We start from the raw sequence: 22863 nt of genomic DNA, 5'->3' as shown, positions 1-22863 counted from the left end.
AGTGTCTTCTAATATTATGGTGTTGTTCCTTGCCGTATCACTTCATCAGGAAAAGGTATGGACTTTCCAGATTTTTTATCTTTTGGCATCTGGGCCTGCACCGCCCTTAAATGGTCCGATAAGGTTTTTGCCAATTCTGTTACAACCATCGGATTTTCCGGAGCCAGATTAGCTGTTTCGCCAATATCATTCTTTAAATTAAATAATTCCATACGTTGATCTTGATGAAAGTAGATGAATTTCCAATCTCCTTTTCTCACTGTACTGGCAGCACCTATGCCCGGGCCTTCAGGGCCCCATTCGTTAGGATAGTGCCAGAATAATGGCCTGTCATTTACTGAAGTCTCAACCTGTTCTTTAAGTGCTGCGGTAAAGCTTATCCCGTCTACCTCTTGTACGGTTGATAGTTGATCTACTCCTGCCATTTCAAGGATGGTTGGATAAAAGTCTTCAATGATTAATTGTTGATCGCTAACAGTACCCGGGGCAACTACCCCTGGCCATTTCACCAGCATGGGCTCTCTGATACCTCCTTCGTACATAGAACCTTTTCCACTCGCAAGGGGCCTGTTGTGCGTATTAGCCTCACCCCCTCTGGCGTGTACACTTAGGCCTCCATTGTCTGACATAAATAGAATGATGGTATTTTCGGCAAGTTGTTTTTCTTCAAGATAGTCCATTATGTCCCCAAGACTTTTGTCCATTCCTTCGACCATAGAGGCGTATTTTGCCTCAGTACTATCAATTCCCTTTTCCAGGTATTTGTCTAAATATCTGTCATCTCCCATTATTGGTGTATGCACGGCATAATGAGACATATACAAAAAGAAAGGCTTTTCAATTGTGATGGCCGTGTCCATGGCTACCAGTGCTTCCCTGGTAATGGCCTCTGTAAGAAAGATATCTTCACCATGATATTTTTCCAGGCCGGGTACTGCCCAATCCTCTTTCCCCTTTTGACCATTACCAAAATCCTCTGTTCCGTAATAGCTCTGCGGTGCACCCGCAGCATGACCTGCAATATTTACATCAAACCCTAAATTTAAAGGGTTTTCTCCCGGAGTGCCAATGGCTCCCAAATGTGCTTTTCCAGAATGAATGGTATAATATCCATGCTCTTTCAGAATTTGAGGTAAGGGGTTGGCATGCACCGCCCTGGGGTCACCTGGCACAGCGCTCATGCCGTTCACGTTCCAGATTGGAAAATCTAATGTCGGATGTTCCCTCTCCATAGGTTGGATACTGTCTTTTTTTAAGGTCCAGTTTGTTACACGGTGCCTGGCTGCGTTCATACCGGTCATAAGACTTATCCTTGTTGGCGAACATACAGGGGTGGCATATGCCTGGGTGAATTTCATACCCTGCATGGCCAATCTTTCCATGTTTGGTGTATAGTACCTGCTGTTAAAGGGTGTCTTCTTTTCCCAAAAGGGCACGGAGGTATCTTGCCAACCCATATCATCCACAAGGAATAAAACAATGTTGGGCCTTGTATCGGGTTGTCCATTGTTGGTCATTTTGCAGGAATTCAGCAAGAACAAACTCAATAGAAAGGGTAAATATGCTTTGATTTTCTTAGAATGCATTTTGTTTATTGATATGCTATGGCTTTTTGTTTTGAACTTCCCAGTCCTTCTATTCCCAACTCGACCATATCTCCCGCCTTTAAATATTTAGGAGGATTCAATCCCAGGCCAACCCCAAACGGGGTACCGGTAGAAACAATATCTCCCGGAAGAAGTGTCATAAATTCGCTGATATAACTGACTAATTTTGGAATCCCAAAAACAAAATCTGAAGTATTGCTGTTCTGCATCATTTCTCCATTAAGGGTTAGCCACAAATTCAGATTATGCGGATCGGGAATTTCATCTTTTGTGGCCAAAAATGGGCCCAGGGGAGCAAAGGTATCGCAGCTTTTTCCTTTTACCCACTGACCCTCTCGCTCTAACTGATATTCGCGCTCGCTATAGTCGTTGTGCAGCAAATATCCGGCTACGTGGTCCATAGCTTCCTGCTCACTTACATAAGACGCTCTTTTGCCAATTACAAAGGCGAGTTCAACTTCCCAATCTGTTTTAAGACTTCCCTTTGGGATGACAACATCATCATTGGGACCTACAATTGCCGAGGTAGCCTTAAAAAAAAGCACAGGTTCTGAAGGAATGTTCATTCCGCTCTCCTGGGCGTGTTTGGCGTAATTAAGACCTACACAAACCAATTTAGAAGGGCGGACAAGTGGCGGACCAAGTCTTACATCTTCAGCAATTTTAGGGCACTCTGCGATATTGTTGTTTAGCCAATGCTGCAGTCGGTCAGGGCCATCAGTTTCAAAAAAATATTCTGTATAATCTTCTCCAAATTCGGAGACGTCCAGACGGGTACCATCTTCTAAAAGTAATCCCGGCTTTTCTACTCCGGGAGCACCAAACCTTATAAGCTTCATTTTATTATTTTAATTGGTTAAAAATCTCTATCTGCGGCCAATCCTTATTTCCAAATAAAGCGGCGTCATTAGTTTGTTTATTTCCGGGCCTGCTTCTGCCATCGTGTACATAGCGGGCCATAATTTCCTCGAGTTCGGTAGCAACTTCCGGATGCTTCTCATACAAATTGTTGCTTTCTGCAGCATCATTGTCAAGATTGTACAACTGATATTCCGGGACGTCTTCCAGAATTGCCTCACCCGGTTTAGGAGAACTCCATCCACCTGAATCTGCTGCAAAAATCAGCTTCCAGGGACCCTTGCGGATGGCAAAACTACCGTTTATGGAATGGTGCACAGTAGCCTGTCTGTTATAGGAGGAGTCATCTCCTCCGGAAAGTAGTGATAAGATTGAAAAACTGTCCTCTCCGCTGTTTTCCTGCATGGGTATATCGGTAATTTCAGCACAGGTAGCATACAAATCAGTAGTACAAATAGTATTGTCGCTTACCGTACCAGCAGCAATCCTTGATGGCCATTTAGCCAGAAATGGCACCCTGTGACCCCCTTCAAAAATATCTGCTTTATGCCCCCTGTAAATATAACTGGGAAGATGACCTTTTTCTGCTAATAGTTCAAAATCCGCTTCAGGAGAACAGCCATTATCACTGGTAAATATCAGCAAGGTGTTTTCTTCTATTCCTGCTGCCGCAATAGCTGCAGTAAGTTGCCCCATATAGCTGTCTATCATCATTACAAAATCTGCATAGGGATTAATTCCGCTTTTTCCCTGCCATTCTTTTGCTGGCAAAATTGGGGTGTGCGGTGAAGGCAGTGCCAAATACAGAAAAAATGGTTTTTCATCTGCGGCTTTTTCCTGTATATATTTCCGGGCCTTACTAAATAAGTTTGGAGTCACCTCCTGATGTATAAAGTCGGCCGCAGTGGGCCCTTTTCTCCACCAGGTATATTTATCTGTATTTTCGGTAATATGATCTACCGCTGCAGTAATATTGCCATTTTCCACATAAACATAGGGTGCCATGTCCAGGGAACCCGAGTGCCCATAAGCATAATCAAAACCCAGGCCATTTGGAGTATTGCTGACCGGCCTGCTAAAATCTATTCCTTCAAAATCTCTGTGGTCCCAACCGTCTCCTCCAAAATTTGTTGTGTCTTTTAAAGCCCAGTCCCAACCTAAATGCCATTTGCCAATAAAGGCGGTAGTATAGCCGGCCTGTTTAAGCAGAGAAGCCACCGTGCTCCTGTCTGATGGGATCAGCGCCCTGGATTTGCCGGTTAGTACGCCATTTTTAAGACCACTTCTCCAATTGTATCTTCCTGTCAGAATTCCGTAACGGGTCGGAGTGCATACGGCAGCGGATGTATGTGCATCTGTGAATTTCATACCATCTTCAGCCAGCTTATCTATATTAGGCGTCAGAATTTTCCCTTCCGGATTAAAACTGCTTATATCTCCGTAACCAAGGTCATCTGCCAAAACATAAACAATATTGGGTAATTGTTGTTCGGGTACAGCTTCTTTTTGACTTTGAGCACATCCTAACAATAGTAAGAGTAAAGACGCCGACTTAATATAGGGTATAATTCTATCCATTTAATTTAATATAGCCCCCATCAATAGGAAAATCTGTACCTGTGATAAAAGAGGCTTCATCGGAACAAAGATATACGGTGAGGTTAGCAATTTCTTCCGGTTTGCCCATTCTTCCTATGGGTTGGGTTTTTGAAAGTTTTTCGAACATCTCCTGCTTGTTATCGGGATAGTTATTTTGTAAATACCCATCCACAAAAGGGGTATGTACCCTCCCAGGTGAAATACTATTGCATCTAACTCCAAATTCCAGATAATCTTTGGCCACAGCATAGGTCATAGTCAGCACGGCACCCTTGGTCATGGAATAAGCAAATCTTTCAGAAATACCAACCGTGGCGGCTACAGATGCCATGTTAATGATAACTCCACCATTTTCTTTTATATGTCCGATACAGGCATGAATACAGTTGTATACTCCTTTTATATTTACATTATAGAGTTTGTCCAGATCTGCTTCTGTAGTCGTCTCCACATTGCCAATATGTGCGATACCGGCATTATTTATAAGAATATCTATCCCCGAGCTTTTTGTAATTTCTGCTACGGTTTCCTTCACCTCATCCTGGATAGCCACATTACAGCTATGTACATTTGCATCGCCTCCATCATCCCTGATCTCTTTTAACACTTCCGCGCTGCCATCCTGGTCTATATCTAAAATATGTACTATTGCCCCTTGCTGCGCCAGGGCCATGGAGATTGCCCTACCGATGCCACTTCCACCTCCGGTAACCAGGGCGGTTTTATTTTCCAGACTAAATTTCATTCAATGTGATTTCCATAAAAATACATAATCAAAATTTTAATACCATAGAGAATACCTGTCTTTCTCTCTAATTTTATCTCCTGAGAGACTGCCTGCTGAATTATTAAAAAATCGACTAACTTTATCTTCCCAAAAATATTCAGGAGCACTTGTATTGTATTGTAGACATAGAAACCACTGGTAATGGCATAAAAGGTAACAAGATTACCGAAATTTCTATTTTCAAATTTGATGGAGATCAGATTATAGACGAGTTTACTTCCCTGGTTAATCCCGAATGTGAAATTCCCTATTTCATTACAGGCTTAACAGGAATAGACAACCATTTGGTCCGCAACGCGCCTACTTTGGAGGCAATAGCACCACAGATAGAGGCAATAACATCGGAATGTATATTTGTAGCGCATAGTGTAAATTTTGATTACAATGTAATTAAGCACGAATTCAAGAATATTGGACGAGATTTTATCAGGAAAAAGTTATGTACGGTTCGTCTCTCCAGAAAACTAATTCCCGGTTACCATTCATATAGTCTGGGCAAACTTTGCTCAGCCCTCGATATTCCGTTAAAAGACCGCCATCGTGCCAGGGGAGATGCCCACGCCACAGTTTTACTTTTCAGGAAGCTGATAGGTCTGGACGGTTCGGAAGCTGTATTTAAAACATTTCTCAATGCACGTTCCCAGGAAGCCACTTTACCTCCTGGTTTAGCGCGAGAGGTATATAATAATTTACCTCAGGAGGCCGGGATCTATTACTTTAAAAACAGCAAAGGTGAAATTATTTATGTGGGCAAAGCAATTAACATCAAAAAGCGGGTGTTGAGTCACTTTTATGATAAGTCGACCAAAGAAGTGAGGATGTGCAATGAAACCACAGATGTAGATTTTGAAATATCAGGGAGTGAAATTGTAGCATTACTCATGGAATCTGCAGCCATAAAAAGTCTCTATCCACCCTACAACAGAGCGCAGAAAAGGAGAATTCAGCAGTATGGCATTTTCTCCTACGAAGACAGAAACGGCATTTTGCATTTGGCTTTTAATAAACTTAAACTGGCCCCACAACCCCTATTGATCCTAAACAGCACTACAGATTGCAGGTTGTATCTGGAACAATTATGTGAAGAATTTCAACTCTGTGCTAAATATTGTCATCTTCAGGAGAATGTGAGTTCCTGCTCTCATTACAGATTAAACAATTGTGAAGGAATCTGTAGGGATGAGGAATCGCCCGAAGATTATAACAAAAAAGTGCGCAGTGCCATGGAATATATCAGAACCGGAAATAAAGATGTGGTTATCAAGGACAAGGGAAGGCACAAAGGAGAAGATGCCGTGATTTTAATCACTAATGGTCAGTATAATGGTTTTGGATTTATTTCTAAGGATATTACAATCAGCTCTATTGAGGACATTTCGGCTCATATAACTCCTCAGCAGAATACAGTAGAAGCCCAACGCCTTGTGTTTTCCTACCTTCTAAAGAATCCTCATAAAATTTTAAACACGGAACCAGACAAGGTGATATAGGATGTTATAACCGACTAATCCTTCATTCTCTTATACATCCGAATTATAAAAAGCAGCCATACCACAAATATGAGAATTACAAAAATCGTGTATAGCCAAAGTAGATCCATAGCAATCTAATTACGTAATGCCCCTGTTATTTGAAAGCCGCTTTATACACTAGGCTGGTGTTCTTTTATATGAGGAAAGCTTCCAAATCAAAGATATCTGTTGATACAACTAATAGGTGTGAATATTCTGCAAATAGGCAAAATATGTAAATAAATTCCTATTAAAGATAGGGTAAAACTGAGAATAAAATCAGTGAAAATTGTGATTTATTCAACATTTCGGTACTTTTTCGACAAAGTGCAACATTTTGTTTCTTTTACTGCATTGTTGCTACTCACTGCCAGAGGGACAAACATACTCCGTAACTTTAAGACCGGTATTTTTTAGTGCTCCAAAACCTCCTTTTATATCTACCAGATTATGGAATCCCCTGCTCTTAAGAATAGAAGCAGCAATCACAGATCGGTACCCACCGGCGCAATGAACATAAAATGTATTATCTGTTGGTAATGAAGCCAAATGTTGGTTCAACACATCAAGAGGTGTATTCTCTGCTCCTTCCAGGTGTTCGGCTTTGTACTCGCTTTCTTTTCGAACATCGAAGATAGCAGCTTGCTGGTTTTTTGTTAATTCTTCAACTTTCTCAGCAGAAATAGAGACTATGGTATCCACATCCTTCCCGGCTTGCTCCCAGGCTTCAAATCCTCCTTTTAGAAAACCTAAGGTATTATCAAATCCTACTCTGGATAACCTAGTTATGGTTTCTTCTTCTTTTCCTTCCGGGGTGATTAATAGGATGGGCTGTTGTACATCTGCAATCAATGCACCTACCCAGGGAGCAAAATCTCCATTAAGTCCGATAAAAATAGACCTGGGAACATGCCCTTTAATAAATAAGTCCTGATGTCTTACATCTAAAACTATAGCTCCTGTATCATTAGCGGCTACTTCAAAAGCATCCGGGGAAAGGGCAGTAGTACCCCTTTTAATTACCTCGCCAATGTCCTCATATCCTTCTTTGTTCATTTTTACGTTAAGAGGAAAGTACTTTGGTGGTGGCAGTAATCCGTCCGTGACTTCATCTATAAATTCCTGCCTGGTCATGTCTGCACGCAGTGCATAATTCATTTTCTTCTGGTTCCCCAAAGTGTCTACTGTTTCTTTCATCATATTTTTACCACAGGCAGACCCAGCTCCATGAGCGGGATAGACAATAACATCATCGTTTAACGGCATAATTTTATTCCTCAGGCTATCGAACAAAATCCCCGCAAGGTCTTCCTTTGTCATATCGGCTGCCTTCTGGGCAAGATCTGGCCGTCCTACATCTCCCAGAAATAATGTATCTCCCGAGAAAATTGCGTAATCCTTGCCCTTCTCATCTCTCAGCAAAAAAGTAGTACTCTCCATAGTGTGCCCTGGGGTATGCAGTACTTTAAAAGTGATATCCCCAAGCTTAAACTCCTCCTGATCCTTGGCAATGATGGCATCAAAGCTCGGGTTGGCATTAGGGCCGTATATTATCGGAGCTCCGGTGGCTTTTGAGAGCGTCACATGCCCGCTAACAAAATCCGCGTGAAAGTGCGTTTCAAATATATACTTAATGGTTACCCCGTCTTCTTCAGCCCTTTTTAAATAGGGTTCTACCTCTCTTAATGGGTCAATAATAGCGGCCTCGCCATTGCTTTGTATATAATATGCCCCCTGTGCAAGACAACCGGTATAGATTTGTTCAATTTTCATTTCCCTGATTTTTTATTATACAAAAGTATATTTTCTTTTTTCATATTTCTAATACTACTGGTTGGTCATGGATTTATTCTGAGAAGCCAATTTGGCACTTATGATTGAAACCATGGAGGGGTCTTCAAAATATGCGACTGCTTCATTGGTTCTTACAAAAAGAAACTCTCTATCCAATACATCTTTAATTCCACTGCTAAAAATAATATCCCTGGTAGGACCTATGGCCCCCGCTATAAAGAATGCTATATTCTGCTGATGCAGTTTTTGAATAACATTGATCAGCATCTGGGCGGCGGTAGCATCTATATAATTAATGGCCTCCGCATTAAGAATAACACCTTTAATTGCCTCCCCTTTTTCCTCTATTAACTTAAATAACCTTCTTTTAAAGTAATTGGTGTTTCCAAAATAGAGTTGAGAATCAAATCTTACTATCAACAGATCTTCGCGAACTTCAATATCCTTATCAAATCTTGTAATATTCTTATAGTAATCTGTGTCTCTTATTTTTCCCAAAACCGCAATATGAGGTTTTGAGGTTCGATAGACCATTAACAACAGGGCTATCAATACTCCAATTAAAATTCCTTCGGTGATGCCTATAAATAAGGTTATTATGAAAGTCGTAATCAATAATACAAATTCATCCTTTCTGTGCTTCCACAGACTTCTTGCATAGGCTATATCTATCAGACTAAAAACCGAAACCATAATGATACTAGCCAATACTGCCTTAGGTAAATAGTAAAACAACGATGTCATAAATAGTAAAGTCAATAGTACAATGGCGGCGGTGATAATACCAGCTAAGGGAGTTCTGGTATTCATTTCGTTACTTATTGCGGACCTGGAAAAACTGGCAGTGACCGGAAAGGAATGAAAAAAAGAACCAGCAATGTTGGCAGCTCCTAAAGCACGTAATTCCTGATTAGGATCAATAGTATCTTCGTTATTCTTTTCCTGAATGCCCTTGCCAATAGAGATAGCTTCCAGATATCCTATTAATGCCAAAGTAAGAGCAATGGGCCATAACTTCTTCAGGTATTCCAGATTACTATTCATATCGGAAAGTGGTAATTCTAACGTTGGTAGTCCCCTTGGTAAATCACCTACCACTTTGAGCCCTTTTAGATCTAAATTGAACATATAGGTAGCCACTATCCCCAGTACTACAACAATCAATATCCCGGGGATTTTTTTATTCCATTTTTTCAGTCCAAAAATTATCAGGATTCCAAGAATCCCTATCCCGAGATCGTAAAGATTGGTTTGGGGCACTGCCTGGAGTGCACTATCCAGAAGTTGATATAATTTGGTGCCTCCTGAAATATCAGTACCCAATAAATGTTTAAGCTGGCTAAACATGATTATCAATGCTGCGGCAGAGGTAAATCCGCTGATCACTGGTCTGGACAAAAAATTCACAAAAAACCCCATTCTCATTAAACCGAGAAGCAACTGAATTACCCCTACAAAAAAGGTCAAAAAGAGTACTATAGCTAAGTAATCCTGGAGTCCGGTTATGTTAAGAGTAGCCAAACCTGCTGCCACCAGCAAGGAGTCCATAGCTACCGGCCCTACTGCCAACTGTCTGGAAGTCCCTAAAAAAGCATAAACCACCAGAGGAATTAAAGATGCATAGAGTCCATATACCGGAGGCAGGCCAACAATCATAGCATAGGCCATTCCCTGTGGAATAAGAACAATTGCCACCGTAAAACCAGCCAGGAGATCCGCGGATAAATAGTGCTTTTTATATCCAGGAAGCCATTCCAGAAATGGAAATAAATTTCGCATTCCTCAAAAGTAACATTAAATGATAAAAAATGGGATACTCCCCTCTTTTTAGAAGAAAGTGCCTTTACTTCATTATGAGCTTAGTTTAGTAATTTCTTAGGATATAGTCTTCTCCGGAGACAGAAGTACTTTAAATGTTTTCTCATTTGCTGCCAGATAATCAAATCCTTCGTGCAATTTTGATTGCGGCAGGGAATATGGATAAAAGGTTATGGGCTCTATACAGATCATATTTGGCACTTCTGTCCACAACATTAAATGGCCAAAACCTTCTGTTTCTATAGTAATCGAGTTCTCATCCATAAGGGCAATTCTTGCGCAATCCGGAATTTCCAATGCCCTGCTCCCTACGGCCAAAACCTCATCTAATGAGATGCGCTTTTCGGAAGTCTCAAGGTAGGGTTGCTCCGAGTGTAATTTAAAGGCCGGATGGTAGCCCAGCATATAAGGCATATCTCTTTCACCTGATACAGTAAAAGTAATTTGCAAACCATCTTCCACGAGCTCAAATTCTTTTTTAAAATTAAAATTGAATGGCCATATCAATAACCTGGCAGTAGATTTTTCAGGGTATTTAGAATTATTCACCACTGTGCCAGATTTGTATTCTTTCTGATATATAGCGCCGTTCTCGGTTTTAGACAACAATTGATATTCCAATTCCCTTAATATTCCATGTTGATCTTGCAGGGCATTGGCTCTTGGAACCTGAACCCGGTATCCGGCATCTGCAGTCGGGCCAATAATTGGAAACATCTCAGTGTCCGAACTCCCCCAACCGGGACTCCCCTTTTGATGAATATACTCGTGCCCGGCAACCTGGTAACTAATGAGTTCCCCGTCTTCAATGGCTACTTTGTGGTCCGCTTTAAGAAGTGTCGTGATCAAACTATATGAACTATTAAATTATTAAGTTTTTATTTCTATATCTCCCGTTAGACTTATATTGAAAGTGCTGTTCCAAAAGAAAATGACGATGTCGAATTAAGGGGCAACCTGCTCAATTGATTGGTCATAAGGCAGAATATTCGACTAATTTACAAATAACAAAGGTAGTTAAGCCACGGGGAAATTATTTCGCGTATGGCACAAAAGAAATATTCGACTATCTTTCAAAGGATAATTTGAAAAACTTTCTATGAAAACGCAATCTTTAGTTTCCAATTGGGGCATGCTATTCTTTTTACTGCTATCCATAACATCAAATTTATCATCACAATCATTGGCTACTGAAGCGTGGCATAGTATGTTTAACGGGAATGATTTAAGTGGATGGACGGTTAAGATTCACCACTATGAAGTAGGAGACAATCATGGAGATACTTTTAGGGTAAAAGATAGTATAATTCAAGTGCGCTATGACAACTATGAAGGAGATTTTAACGAAAGATACGGGCATTTGTATTACGACCGGCCCTACTCCTATTTTAAATTGAAACTGGAATACCGTTTCGTTGGCGAGCTTCATCCGGGGGCTCCGATTTTTACCTTAAAAAACAGCGGTATAATGTTTCATTCACAGGATCCAAGAAGTATGCCTAAAGAACAAGACTGGCCCATTTCTGTTGAAATGCAGTTTCTGGCTGGTCTTGAAGAAGGAAAATCCAGGCCAACAGGAAATATGTGCTCCCCGGGCACTGATGTGGTATTTGGAGGAAAAATAGACCCCAGACATTGTATTAATTCTTCTTCCGACACCTACTTTGGAGAACAGTGGGTAGCCGCCGAATTAATTGTCAGGGGAGATTCTTTAGTCACCCATAAGATAAACGGCAAAACGGTACTGGAGTATACTGAGCCTCAAATTGGTGGGGGCGTAGTAAATAGGTACGACCCGGCAGTTAAAATAGACGGACAGCTTTTAAAAGAAGGGTTCATTGCCCTGCAGAGTGAGGGGCAACCCATTGATTTTAGAAATATTAAAATTCAGAATTTAAAAGGTTGTATGAATCCGAAAGCTAAAAATTATTCAAAGCATTATATAAAGTCGGATCCCAAAAGTTGCGAATACTAAACGCATGCTAGTCGATAAACCCTTTTTCTCTCATCCAATCGTCATTAAAGACTTTACCGACATACCGGCTACCATGATCGTGAAATAATACCACCACCACATCATCTTTTTTAAAATGTTCTTTTAGTTGCAATACGCCTTTTACGGCAGCACCGGCAGAATTCCCAAGAAACATACCTTCTTCCTTTGCCAGTCTTTGGGTATATACTGCAGCATCCTTATCTGTTACCTTGGTAAAGCCGTCAATGACATCAAAATTTACATTTTTTGGCAGAATGTCTTCCCCAATACCTTCTGTGATGTAGGGATATATTTCGTTCTGATCAAAAATTCCTGTCTCGTGATATTTTTTAAATACGGAACCATAGGTATCTACACCCCATACTTTTATATCCGGATTCATGGATTTTAGGTAAGTCCCCACTCCGGATATAGTACCTCCGGTGCCCACACCAACTACAAAATGGGTAACCTTCCCATCTGTTTGCTCCCAGATCTCGGGCCCTGTACTAAGAAAATGGGCTTTGGTATTTGAAGGATTATCGTACTGATTTACATACCAGGAATTAGGAATTTCCTGGGCCAGTCTCCTGGCGGTGGAATAATAGCTTTGGGGATCTTCTGGTGCCACATCCGTAGGACAGACATATACCTCGCTTCCCATAGCTTTGAGGATATCTACCTTTTCCTTGGATTGTTTATCGCTGATAACGCAGATCATTTTATACCCCTTTATTACTGCGGCCAATGCAAGGCCCATACCCGTATTCCCGGAGGTCCCTTCTATAATTGTACCTCCAGGTTGCAACCTCCCGTCTGCTTCGGCATCCTCTACCATCTGCAATGCCATCCGGTCTTTGACAGAATTTCCGGGGTTGAATGTTTCATATTTTGCCAGTACCAGACAAGGCAATTCAACGGTGAGTTTATTGATCTTAACCAGTGGTGTATTTCCAATGGTTTCAAGGATATTTTCAGCGTATTCCATAAGTAGTGCAAAGGTACAACTTTGCGAAATTTACTTTCATGTTTACATATACATAAACTAAACTATCTGAAATAACAGATAGGAAAAAATTAATGTCCTGATTTTAAAATCATTCGAACTTGATAGCCTTAACGGGTGTAATTTTGGTAATGATATATGAAGGAAGTAAGAGCATTATTAAACAAAGTAGCAGCACCCCAATATTAAGCAGAACTACCGTCAAAATATCTATATGGACAGGGATATAATCTATATAGTACTCTTTGGGGTTTGGAAACTTAAACATTCGGTAATTATGCTGCAACCAAATGAGGCCCAGACCTATTAGATTCCCCCAGAATAGACCAACACCAATAAGGTATGCAGCGTTGTATAAAAACACTTTTCTAATGCTCCAATTCGGAGAACCCAGGGCCTTAAGAATCCCAATCATCTGGGTACGTTCAAGAATTAATACCAGGAGAGCTGTTATCATATTAATACCTCCAACGATAATCATGATACCTATAATAAGCGCGATATTAAAATCGAATAAACCTATCCATTCAAAAATCTGGACATATTTGTTTTTAATATTCTGAGTATCTAAAGTGGAGAGCGTTTGCCCGTAAATTTCCATGCTTTTTTCCTCAATTTCGTCGAAATCATCCAGGAAGATTTCAAAATTGCCCACCTCATTTTCCTGCCACTTATTCATTCGTTGGATGTGGCGAATATCTGTGAAAACATAGAGCTCATCTAACTCCTCAAAACCACTATCATAAATTCCGGTAATCTGAAACTTGCGTTGATTTGGGGTGGCCGACGGATTATCTTCCTTGATAAATACCGCAAAAAATGAATCTCCCAACTTTAGCCCTAATTTGTTTGCAATTAATGCGGATATGAGGACCTCCGAGTTAAGTTTCCCACTATAATCTGGTAGTGCTCCTGCCGTTAAATACTCCTGAAAGGCCGTCCAGTTATAATCCTTGCCAACCCCTTTGGCAATTATTCCTTCAAAGGTATCTGCAGTCCGGATAATTCCAGCTTTACTGGCCACAGCCTGAACATGGGATACCCCTTCAACAGTATTAAATTCAGGATAGAAGTCCTGTTCTACAGAAACGGGTACAACAGAAACGTCCGAAACGTTATTATCATAATTATAAATTTGAATATGGCCATTAAATGCGGATACTTTTTCCCTAATCTTGTGCTTGAGGCCCACTCCTGTTGCGATAGCAATCAACATCATTATTACACCCAATGCAATGGCCGTTATGGCAATTTTTATAATTGGTGCAGATATGCTAATTTTATGTTCCCTACCCTTAATTAGGCGCTTAGCAATAAAATATTCTAAATTCAATTGATGGCATTTTTATCCGGTATCAAAAATACAGTATTATTGTGGCTTTTGATACTTTCTGCTTGCGGAAACCAGGAGAAGAACTCCGCTCATTTTACCCGCTCAAACGAAGTAACCAGTGTTAACCAGCAAGATGGAGCTATAGTTGTCGGGGCTAACCGCCTTTCTGAATATCTCCCCATGTTAAAGGACAAGACCGTTGGAATAGTGGCCAATCAGACCAGTGTTATTTTTAAAACTTCAGAAGAAAACACCTATGGGTATACCCATTTGGTAGATTCTTTACGCTCCCTGAAGGTAGATATTAAAAAAGTTTTTGCACCAGAACACGGATTCCGGGGTAAAGCAGATGCCGGGGAACATGTAAAAGATGGTACAGACACCAAAACAGGACTTCCAATAATATCATTGTATGGGAAAAATCGCAAACCCTCCCAGGAGCAGTTAGACGGATTAGATCTTGTGATCTTTGACATACAGGATGTTGGGGTTCGGTTTTATACCTATATCGCCACACTGCAATTGGTAATGGAAGCCTGCGCAGAAAAAGGCATAGGGTTAGTTGTATTAGATCGGCCCAACCCGAACGGCCACTATATTGATGGGCCAACTATGGAAGAAGCACATACCGGATTTTTGGGAATGACCCCAATTCCTCTGGTTTACGGCATGACCATTGGGGAATATGCCAACATGATTAACGAGGAGGGTTGGTTAGAGAATGAAAGAAAGGTGGCTTTAAATATTATTTCACTGCAAAATTACACCCATCAGTCGGCATACAGTTTGCCCATCAGGCCTTCTCCGAACCTCCCTAATGACACCGCTATTACACTCTATCCCGGGTTGGGACTTTTTGAAGGGACCAATGTTAATGCGGGAAGGGGCACGGAATATCAGTTTCAACGTTATGGCGCTCCATTTCTAGACACATTAAAATACGATTTTCAATATACCCCTGTCCCAAATTTCGGATCAAAAAACCCAAAGCACAAAAGGGAAGTTTGTTATGGAACAGATTTATCCAAATCGGGCCGAATGCATCAAGTGGCATTAAAACATATTCTTGATGCCTATCAAAACTGTAATGACAAAACAAAATTTTTTAATACCTCCGGATTTACAAAACATGCTGGAACAGCCTCATTGCAAGAGCAGATTGAAGCAGGTTTTTCCGAAGATGAGATTAGAAAATCCTGGGAAGCAGACCTGGATCGTTTTAAGAAAATAAGGGAGCCCTATCTGATTTACAAATGAAGTTTTATTCTTCTCTTTTGATACTTGTAGGTCTTCTGTATTTATGAAAGGGTTGTTTTAGCAAGCCAATTACGCTGCCGTTTTCTTCTCTGTCCGGAAAGGTATCCACACCGTAGACGATAGCTTCCCTGTCTAACTTCATAAAAGTGCCAAACAGCCGATCCCAGATTGAAAATATATTTCCATAATTAGAATCGGTATAAGGCAACATATAATGATGGTGTACCTTGTGCATATCAGGAGACACGATTACCCAGCTGATCAGCTCATCTATTTTTGAAGGTAATTTGATATTAGCATGACTGAACTGGGTTGCAACAATGGACAGGGATTGATATAACATGACAATGCCTACTGGTGCGCCCACTAAAAAGATCCCTAACAGCGTAAAGGAGAACCTGATAACACTTTCCAGGGGATGGTGCCTGTTAGCAGTGGTAGTATCTACTTCATGATCTGTATGATGTACAAGATGGATCATCCACAGGGGTTTCACCTGATGTTCTACATAATGTGATAAATAAGCCCCAAAAAAATCTAGCAGCAATACACCCAGAATGATGTAGGCCCACAGTGGCATTTGAGGCAACCAATTTATTATCCCGAAATCATTGGCAGTTACCCAATCGCTTGTCATCAAAAACAAAAAAGCAAGCGCAAAATTGATAACAATAGTAGTTAACGTAAAAAATATATTGGGAACGGCATGTCTCCATTTCTTATACTTAAATCTGAACAATGGCACCGCCCCTTCCAGCAACCAGAAAAAGGTCAGACCTGAAACCAGTATAATACTCCTGTGGGCAGACGGTATGGTTTCAAAATAATTAAGAATTGCTTCCATGGTTTAAAGATAACTATTTCAATAATCAATAAACAGTGGAGAGTGGGCAGTTATTGTTAATTGCTTATTGTTTATTGTTTATTGCTTATTGTTTATTGCTTATTGTTTATTGTTTATTGATTGCTTCATTTTTTCAACAATATTAAAGGCTGCGGGGCAGATAGCAACATTTTTAAGGGTAAGATGGCTGATCTGCTGGAACTTTTTGCGATTAGTATGTGGGAATTCGCGGCAAGCCTTGGGCCTGACATCGTAAATTGAGCAATAATTATCTGCTCCTAAAAAAGTGCAGGGGACCTGCTTCAGCACAAAGTCATTTTCTTCATCAACCTTTAGATAGCGCTCAATAAACAGACTGGGTTTCATTCTCAAATACTTTGAGATTCTTTCGATGTCAATATTGGTGAACAAGGGACCGGTAGTTTTACAGCAATTAGCGCACTTAAGGCAATCTGTCTGCTCAAATTCCTCATTGTGCAAAGACTGCATTGTCCTATCCAGATCTTTGGGTGGTCTTTTTCTTAGCCGGGCGAAGAACTTTTTATTCTCCTTGTGTTTCTCACGGGCGCTGTTAGGCAGGTCCCTTAAAATTTGGTCCATGTACTATTCAATAATTGGCAATAGGGTGATTTCCGGAAATCGTTTTTATATGTTTGTCAAATAACCCACATTTGTGGGTAAAGTACAAATTAATAATGCGAGATGTATTTGGACAAGCACTGCTGGATTATCAAAGCGGTAAATATAAAGAGGATATTATCACCTTCTCCACTGTGGCGGGGCAGGATAAAATGCCTCTGCCCTACCTCTTCAGAAATTTTGAGGCAATGCCCGCGATAGAGCAGCAGGCCCTGAAACTTTGCAAGGGTAATGTGCTGGATATTGGATGCGGTGCGGGAAACCATGCCCTCTATTTACAAGAAAAAGGGCTAGATGTTACCGGATTAGACGTTTCTGAAGGTGCAATAAGCACATGCAAGCTCAGAGGCCTTAAAAAAACGTTGAACAGCACTATTTATGGCCTGGATGGAATGAAATTTGATACTTTATTGTTATTGATGAATGGAATAGGAATCGCTGAAAGTTTGTCGAAGTTAGATCCTTTTTTAAAACAATTAAAGCAGTTGTTGTTACCAGGAGGGCAGGTCTTGCTAGATTCGAGTGACATAATTTATATGTTTGATGAGGAAGACATATATGAAAAAACAAAGTCGCTTATCAGAAGCGGCCAATACTACGGTGAAGTAACCTTTACAATGGAATACAAAGGCTACAGTAGTGCCCCCTTCCAATGGCTATACCTGGATTATGATACGTTGAAAGCACACACCAGAGCACATGGATGGTCTTGTGAACTTGTAATGGAAGGTGAACATTACGACTATTTGGCAAGACTAAGCCTTGGAAAGTAATAGATTGCCAATCTCTTCGTTTAGTAATATAGCTTGCGGAGGTTAGCATAAAAAATAAAATTGTATGAAAATTTACAGATTATTATTTCTCGTTTTGCTATTAGGAATTGTGCTTAATTGCTCCAAAAGCTCTGATGATAGTCCGGAGGAACCTGTGGGCATTGATAAATCAGCAAACCTTAAAGCCACTGGCGATTCTGCCAATGATATCCTCTCTAATGATAATTTTACCCGTATGGAAATAGAGGTGGTCCATGTTGCAGGATTTCAGCCTACTCAACAGGCAATGAACGATTTCATGACCTTCCTTAATGAAAGAACGTTCAAAGAGGATATAGAAGTAATTTACAGGGAAGTTGCTTCCCCAAATGAAGAAGATCTAACACTGACAGAAATTGCTCAGATTGAAGATGAAAACAGAACCTTATACAACGATGGTGAAACTTTGGCCATCTATATTTATTTTGCCGATGCCCCTTCTGTGGATGATGACTTGGATGAAGGGCTGGTAACTTTAGGTGCAGTTTACAGAAATACTTCAATGATTATATATGAAAGTACGGTAAGGCAACTCGCCAATCAGAGTGGGCTTATAACCAATGCGGATGTTGAAACAGCTACTTTAAATCACGAATTTGGCCATCTGTTCGGATTGGTAGACCTGGGTACCCCCGAGGTTAATCCTCATGAAGATCCTGATGCAGGAAACCATTGTGATGTAGCAGGTTGTTTGATGAGGGCAGAATTGCAGTTTGGCGGCGGAATGATGAGCATGTTAGAAAGTAGAACTTCTAAAGGGATTGCAGCTACTCCCAGCCTGGATGCCGAATGTATCTTAGACCTCCAAAATAACGGAGGGAAATAGGTGAAAAGTAAAAGTGGACAGGGGAAAATTACTAACTGCTTACTGATCACAGTTTACTGTTCACTGTTTACTGTTTAATGTTTACCGCTCACTGATCACTGATTACTTTATCCAGCCGCATCATCTCGCAGCCTTTTTCAATCATCCACAGGATAATCAAAAAAGATCTCGTGTTTACTGTTTACTGTTTACTGTTTACTGTTTACTGTTTACTGATTACTTTATCCAGCCGCATCATCTCGCAGCCTTTTTCAATCATCCACAGGATAATCAAAAAAGATCTCGTGTTTACTGTTTACTGTTCCCTGTTTACTGTTTACTGTTTACTGTTTACTGTTCCCTAGGGTATATTAAGGTATTTATGGGTTTGGAGGGAAACCTTCCATTTGGGATGCGCCATTACATAGTCTACAATCAAAGGCGTTACTTTATCTCTTACACTCCATTCTGGTTGTAAATAGAGGATACAATCTTCATTTACCTTCGCAGCCTGCTCCTCGGCAAAAATCAGATCGTGTTTGTTATAAACAATCACCTTCAACTCATGAGCCCTCTCATAAATTTCAGTCTCTGGCAGTTTATTTTTCTTAGGAGACAAACAGATCCAGTCCCAGTTACCGGTCAGTGGGTAGGCTCCTGAAGTCTCTATATGTATTTGTAAGTTTTTACTTTTTAAGGCAGATGTTAATGGTCCCATATCCCATGTAAGGGGTTCTCCCCCGGTAATGACAATTGTATCCGAATAGGTTGCGGCATTCTCAACGATGCTTTCAATTGCAGTGGGGGGATGAGTGTCGGCATTCCAGCTTTCCTTTACATCACACCAATGGCAACCCACATCGCAGCCACCAATCCTGATAAAATAAGCCGCTGTCCCTTTGTGAAACCCCTCGCCCTGAATGGTGTAAAACTCTTCCATCAAAGGCAACATCAGCCCCTTGTTTACCAAATCTAATACCTCATCTTTCAACATTTTGCAAAGATACTGAATAGCCTACTTAAATAAAGCCTATTAATTTTTAAACATTTCCGGGAATTGCGTTTTATCGAACGATAGAACACGTAGGATTAGAAGTAATTATCCAGAGCCAAAACCCCATTGTATGAAATGATACAAGAGAACAGAAAGGCAAGTAGTAGCCCAAGATTTATCCAGATGCTTGTTTTGTGTCCCTTCATCAGGCTTTTATTATTAATCAAAAGCATAATACCTACAATCACAAGCGGCAGCACAAATACATTGAATATTTGGGAAACAATCTGCATCTCTACCGGATTTGAACCAAATACAGGAACAATTAATGCAAACAAACAGGCAAAAGCCGTTATGATCCTGAATTGCCTGGAATTGGTATCCAGCTTCCCGGATTGATAATCTGCAATTAAAATTGGAGCTATTAGTAATATTGGAAAAATTGAAGATAATCCGGCACTCAAGGTGCCAAAAAAGAACAATGTCAGCGCAAATCTCCCGGCCACGGGCTCAAGGGTATTTACCATATCCAGGACCTCTGTAACCGGTTTTCCCTGGTGAAATAATGCTCCGCTGGCCACGGCCATAACCGCAGCACTGATCGCGAATACCAATATTGCTGCTATAATGGCATCCTTCTTTTGCTGTTTCAGATTCTCTATTGTCCAGCCTTTGCCCTTTACAAAAAGTGGACGAGACAAAAAGGTAGCTGCAGCCATGGTTGTACCTACAAAGGCTACCACCAGCATCATGCCTCCCTCAACCTTTGGAATGGAAGGAATGAGTCCACTTATTACTTCAGAGGGTAAGGGGTAAACAATGAAGAGGGATATTAGGAACGAAAGGCCCATTATGGTTACAAAAATGACCAGGATCTTCTCAAAAAAGCTATACTTCCCCACCAATAGAAGTGCATAAAAAATTGCAGTAACCACTACAGCTATTGCTATTACGACTTCATATTTGTATTGGGCAATCTCGGGGAAGTAAATCGCAAAGATTTCATAAATGATATTGGAAGAGAGTCCCATAATTCCCATCAAGGAATTCCATTGACCAAAAGAAATCCCAATAATTATCAGAATTGCTATTACTTTTCCCCATTTTATATGTTTCCTGAATGCGAATAAAGCCGTTTCCCCGGATAGCAATGCATAATTGCCATAAACGTACATGAGGATACCAGAAAAGGCACAACTTAATAAAAGCACCCACAGTAACTGCATGCCATAGGTGCTGCCCGCTACGATCATTGATGTCACACTCCCGGTACCTATGGTATATCCGATGGCAAAGATTCCCGGACCGAAGGCCAATATCAGAGCAATAATCCGCTTGAAAATTGATTTATTTTGAAAAGATTGGTCCATTATCTTAATATGAGGATTATTTATAGTGTCTAAGGCTGCTCTTACCGAATGCCCTAATTTAGCAAAAACCTTATTTATAATAATTGCTGCGCTCATCAATTATTAAACCATTCCTAAATTAATATCACCAGCGGGCAATAAAAAAAAAGTATTAATATTGTTCGCAATGAAATACATATTAGTCCTCAGTTTTTTTCTCTTAATTTTTAGCTGTAAATCCAATACTAAGGATGCCTTTGGCGCTGATATAAAAACCACAGCAGCGAATATTGAAAACGGACAGTTATTATTTAAGAATAATTGCAGTTCATGTCATAATTTTCTTCAGGATGGAATGGGTCCAAATTTAAATGGCCTTACCAGAAAAGTGCCTACAGATTGGATAAAAGCCCATATAACAAACCCGTCTCAACTCCTGGCCGAAAAGGATGAGCGCACGCTGCAACTTACAGAAAGGTATCCGGTGCTTATGCCCGGTTTTGGAAATCTCAAAAGCTCGGAAATTGATGATATTATAAGCTTTATGCACTCGGTGAAGACAAATGTTCCAAAGATGAGCAGTAACAGGTTACCATTGACAGATCCAATAAAAGATAGCCTGAAGTTTTCTGAAGCAGTGGCCCATTTGGAGTTTGTTACCCAAATTCCGGCTTCAGCCGAACAGCCCCCCCTGGCCAGAATTAATAAAATGGAATGTGGAGGAAGGTCTGGCCGCCTCTTTATTAATGACCTCAGGGGTGCATTATACGAATTGGTAAACCGGAAACCTCAGTTGTATTTCAGGATAAACGAATTTGAAGAAAACTTTTTATCCCAGCCAGGGCTTGCTACTGGTTTTGGAAGTTTTGCATTTCATCCCAGTTTTGATGAAAATGGACTTTTCTACACCACACATTCCGAGCCGGCGAGAGCTAAACCGGCAAATTTTGCTATCGCGGATAGTATTGAAACTTCATTACAATGGGTTGTAAAGGAATGGAAGGCAGGAAATCCGCAGGCCGCTACCTTTGCTGGTACATCCAGGGAATTATTAAGGGTAGATTTCTTTGGAACCATTCATGGTATGCAGGAGATTGCTTTTAATCCTGTAGCTACTCCGGGAGATGACGATTATGGAATGCTTTATATAGGTCTGGGAGATGGAGCCTCAGTACAAAATGGCCATGTGGCCATCTCAGATCATAAGGGAAAAGGGGTATGGAGCAGTATACTAAGAATAGATCCTGGTAAATCAGCTAACAATGCTTCGGCCTACGGCATCCCCAGCAGTAATCCATTTGCGGGCCAGGAACATAAGGCACAAGAGTTGTGGGCATATGGCTTTAGAAATCCTAACAGGTTCGCCTGGGACAAAGATGGGACCCTTTATGCCACAGACATTGGTCATACACAAATAGAGGAGATCAACCTTGTGGAAGCTGGTAAATTTTACGGATGGCCCTTAAGAGAAGGGTCATTTGAGCTAGACACCTATGGAAATCTCAATAATGTATTTCCGCTTCCGGAAAATGACCATGAAGCAGCTGTCAGTTATGCGGCCATAGAATACGACCATACTGATGGCGCTGCTATTAGTGGGGGGCATTTTATTGAAAACTCTTCAGAACGCAATTATATCTTTGGCGATATCCCGGCCGGCTGGGTATATATTTCTAATTTAAAGAAAGACGGGAAGCCATCTTTGCAGAAAATAAGAATTGCCAATAATGATTCTATAACAGATTTCAGGGCTTTAACCAATAGTAATCGGGTAGATCTCCGGCTGGGACAAGACTGTACAGGTAATATTTACTTTTTCACAAAAGCAGACGGGAAAATTTATCAGCTGCGCCAACTAAAATAATTCCCCTATTT

19 protein-coding genes are annotated in these 22863 nt (G+C 40.7%); 6 read left to right on the top strand and 13 right to left on the bottom strand.

Translation table 11 applies throughout. The features are described 5' to 3' along the window. Nucleotides 1-14: 14 nt before the first annotated feature. The 4 genes from J1G40_RS11460 to J1G40_RS11445 are packed head-to-tail and all read right to left on the bottom strand — an operon-like array spanning nucleotide 15 to nucleotide 4809. Nucleotides 15-1586: a sulfatase gene (locus J1G40_RS11460; protein WP_265242778.1), complete on the bottom strand. Its 1572-nt coding sequence runs from the start codon at nucleotides 1584-1586 to the stop codon at nucleotides 15-17. Between the two features lie 5 nt (nucleotides 1587-1591). Continuing rightward, a complete protein-coding gene (locus J1G40_RS11455) occupies nucleotides 1592-2446 on the bottom strand; it encodes a fumarylacetoacetate hydrolase family protein (RefSeq protein WP_265242777.1) in 855 nt (284 codons plus the stop codon). 4 nt (nucleotides 2447-2450) lie between these two features. Beyond that, nucleotides 2451-4043, bottom strand: coding sequence for a sulfatase family protein (locus J1G40_RS11450; RefSeq protein ID WP_265242776.1), 1593 nt, complete (start codon nucleotides 4041-4043; stop codon nucleotides 2451-2453). Then, nucleotides 4036-4809, bottom strand: a complete 774-nt coding sequence (locus J1G40_RS11445; protein ID WP_265242775.1) for an SDR family NAD(P)-dependent oxidoreductase — start codon at nucleotides 4807-4809, stop codon at nucleotides 4036-4038. Before J1G40_RS11445 ends, J1G40_RS11450 begins: the two co-directional genes overlap by 8 nt. Before the next feature lie 149 nt (nucleotides 4810-4958). Between J1G40_RS11445 and J1G40_RS11440 the strand changes: the two genes are divergently transcribed. Further along, nucleotides 4959-6341 carry an exonuclease domain-containing protein gene (locus J1G40_RS11440; protein WP_265242774.1) on the top strand — a complete coding sequence of 461 codons (1383 nt, stop codon included), beginning with the start codon at nucleotides 4959-4961 and terminating at the stop codon, nucleotides 6339-6341. A 381-nt stretch (nucleotides 6342-6722) separates the two neighbouring features. On the opposite strand, the gene J1G40_RS11435 is transcribed toward J1G40_RS11440, so the two are convergent. From J1G40_RS11435 to J1G40_RS11425, 3 genes are all read right to left on the bottom strand, one after another. Continuing rightward, a complete protein-coding gene (locus J1G40_RS11435; RefSeq protein WP_265242773.1) occupies nucleotides 6723-8135 on the bottom strand; it encodes an MBL fold metallo-hydrolase in 1413 nt (470 codons plus the stop codon). 54 nt (nucleotides 8136-8189) lie between these two features. Beyond that, the gene (locus tag J1G40_RS11430; RefSeq protein ID WP_265242772.1) at nucleotides 8190-9935 is read right to left on the bottom strand and encodes a SulP family inorganic anion transporter; all 1746 of its coding nucleotides are present in this window, start codon (nucleotides 9933-9935) and stop codon (nucleotides 8190-8192) included. A gap of 96 nt (nucleotides 9936-10031) precedes the next feature. Continuing rightward, nucleotides 10032-10823 carry an aldose 1-epimerase gene (locus J1G40_RS11425; RefSeq protein WP_321160196.1) on the bottom strand — a complete coding sequence of 264 codons (792 nt, stop codon included), beginning with the start codon at nucleotides 10821-10823 and terminating at the stop codon, nucleotides 10032-10034. A gap of 250 nt (nucleotides 10824-11073) precedes the next feature. On the opposite strand from J1G40_RS11425, the gene J1G40_RS11420 reads away from it, so the two are divergent. Beyond that, nucleotides 11074-11949, top strand: coding sequence for a DUF1080 domain-containing protein (locus tag J1G40_RS11420; RefSeq protein WP_265242771.1), 876 nt, complete (start codon nucleotides 11074-11076; stop codon nucleotides 11947-11949). 7 nt (nucleotides 11950-11956) lie between these two features. On the opposite strand, the gene J1G40_RS11415 is transcribed toward J1G40_RS11420, so the two are convergent. Next, complete coding sequence (locus tag J1G40_RS11415; protein WP_265242770.1) at nucleotides 11957-12937, bottom strand: PLP-dependent cysteine synthase family protein; 981 nt, start codon at nucleotides 12935-12937, stop codon at nucleotides 11957-11959. A gap of 109 nt (nucleotides 12938-13046) precedes the next feature. Next, nucleotides 13047-14288 (bottom strand): ABC transporter permease, encoded by a 1242-nt coding sequence (locus J1G40_RS11410; RefSeq protein ID WP_265242769.1) that lies wholly within the window; start codon nucleotides 14286-14288, stop codon nucleotides 13047-13049. A 3-nt stretch (nucleotides 14289-14291) separates the two neighbouring features. Here J1G40_RS11410 and J1G40_RS11405 point away from each other — a divergent pair, with 3 nt between their 5' ends. Beyond that, on the top strand, nucleotides 14292-15545 hold the full coding sequence (locus J1G40_RS11405; RefSeq protein ID WP_265242768.1) for a DUF1343 domain-containing protein: 1254 nt from the start codon (nucleotides 14292-14294) through the stop codon (nucleotides 15543-15545). A 4-nt stretch (nucleotides 15546-15549) separates the two neighbouring features. Here J1G40_RS11405 and J1G40_RS11400 read toward each other — a convergent pair whose 3' ends face one another. Together J1G40_RS11400 and J1G40_RS11395 are read right to left on the bottom strand one after the other, a co-directional pair. Continuing rightward, nucleotides 15550-16389, bottom strand: a complete 840-nt coding sequence (locus J1G40_RS11400) for a sterol desaturase family protein (protein ID WP_265242767.1) — start codon at nucleotides 16387-16389, stop codon at nucleotides 15550-15552. Nucleotides 16390-16488: 99 nt separating this feature from the next. Continuing rightward, the gene (locus tag J1G40_RS11395; protein ID WP_265242766.1) at nucleotides 16489-16989 is read right to left on the bottom strand and encodes a YkgJ family cysteine cluster protein; all 501 of its coding nucleotides are present in this window, start codon (nucleotides 16987-16989) and stop codon (nucleotides 16489-16491) included. Between the two features lie 95 nt (nucleotides 16990-17084). On the opposite strand from J1G40_RS11395, the gene J1G40_RS11390 reads away from it, so the two are divergent. Further along, nucleotides 17085-17801, top strand: a complete 717-nt coding sequence (locus J1G40_RS11390; RefSeq protein ID WP_265242765.1) for a class I SAM-dependent methyltransferase — start codon at nucleotides 17085-17087, stop codon at nucleotides 17799-17801. Nucleotides 17802-17865: 64 nt separating this feature from the next. After that, the gene (locus J1G40_RS11385) at nucleotides 17866-18666 is read left to right on the top strand and encodes a hypothetical protein (protein ID WP_265242764.1); all 801 of its coding nucleotides are present in this window, start codon (nucleotides 17866-17868) and stop codon (nucleotides 18664-18666) included. Between the two features lie 340 nt (nucleotides 18667-19006). On the opposite strand, the gene J1G40_RS11380 is transcribed toward J1G40_RS11385, so the two are convergent. Next, nucleotides 19007-19639: a 7-carboxy-7-deazaguanine synthase QueE gene (locus tag J1G40_RS11380; protein WP_265242763.1), complete on the bottom strand. Its 633-nt coding sequence runs from the start codon at nucleotides 19637-19639 to the stop codon at nucleotides 19007-19009. Between the two features lie 95 nt (nucleotides 19640-19734). Next, nucleotides 19735-21105: an NRAMP family divalent metal transporter gene (locus J1G40_RS11375; protein ID WP_265242762.1), complete on the bottom strand. Its 1371-nt coding sequence runs from the start codon at nucleotides 21103-21105 to the stop codon at nucleotides 19735-19737. A gap of 70 nt (nucleotides 21106-21175) precedes the next feature. On the opposite strand from J1G40_RS11375, the gene J1G40_RS11370 reads away from it, so the two are divergent. Next, a complete protein-coding gene (locus tag J1G40_RS11370; protein WP_265242761.1) occupies nucleotides 21176-22852 on the top strand; it encodes a PQQ-dependent sugar dehydrogenase in 1677 nt (558 codons plus the stop codon). Nucleotides 22853-22863 lie beyond the last annotated feature (11 nt).

Source organism: Muriicola sp. Z0-33 (genome assembly GCF_026126425.1).
Lineage (GTDB): Bacteria > Bacteroidota > Bacteroidia > Flavobacteriales > Flavobacteriaceae > JAFMPW01.
This window is presented reverse-complemented; position numbering and strand designations above follow the sequence as displayed.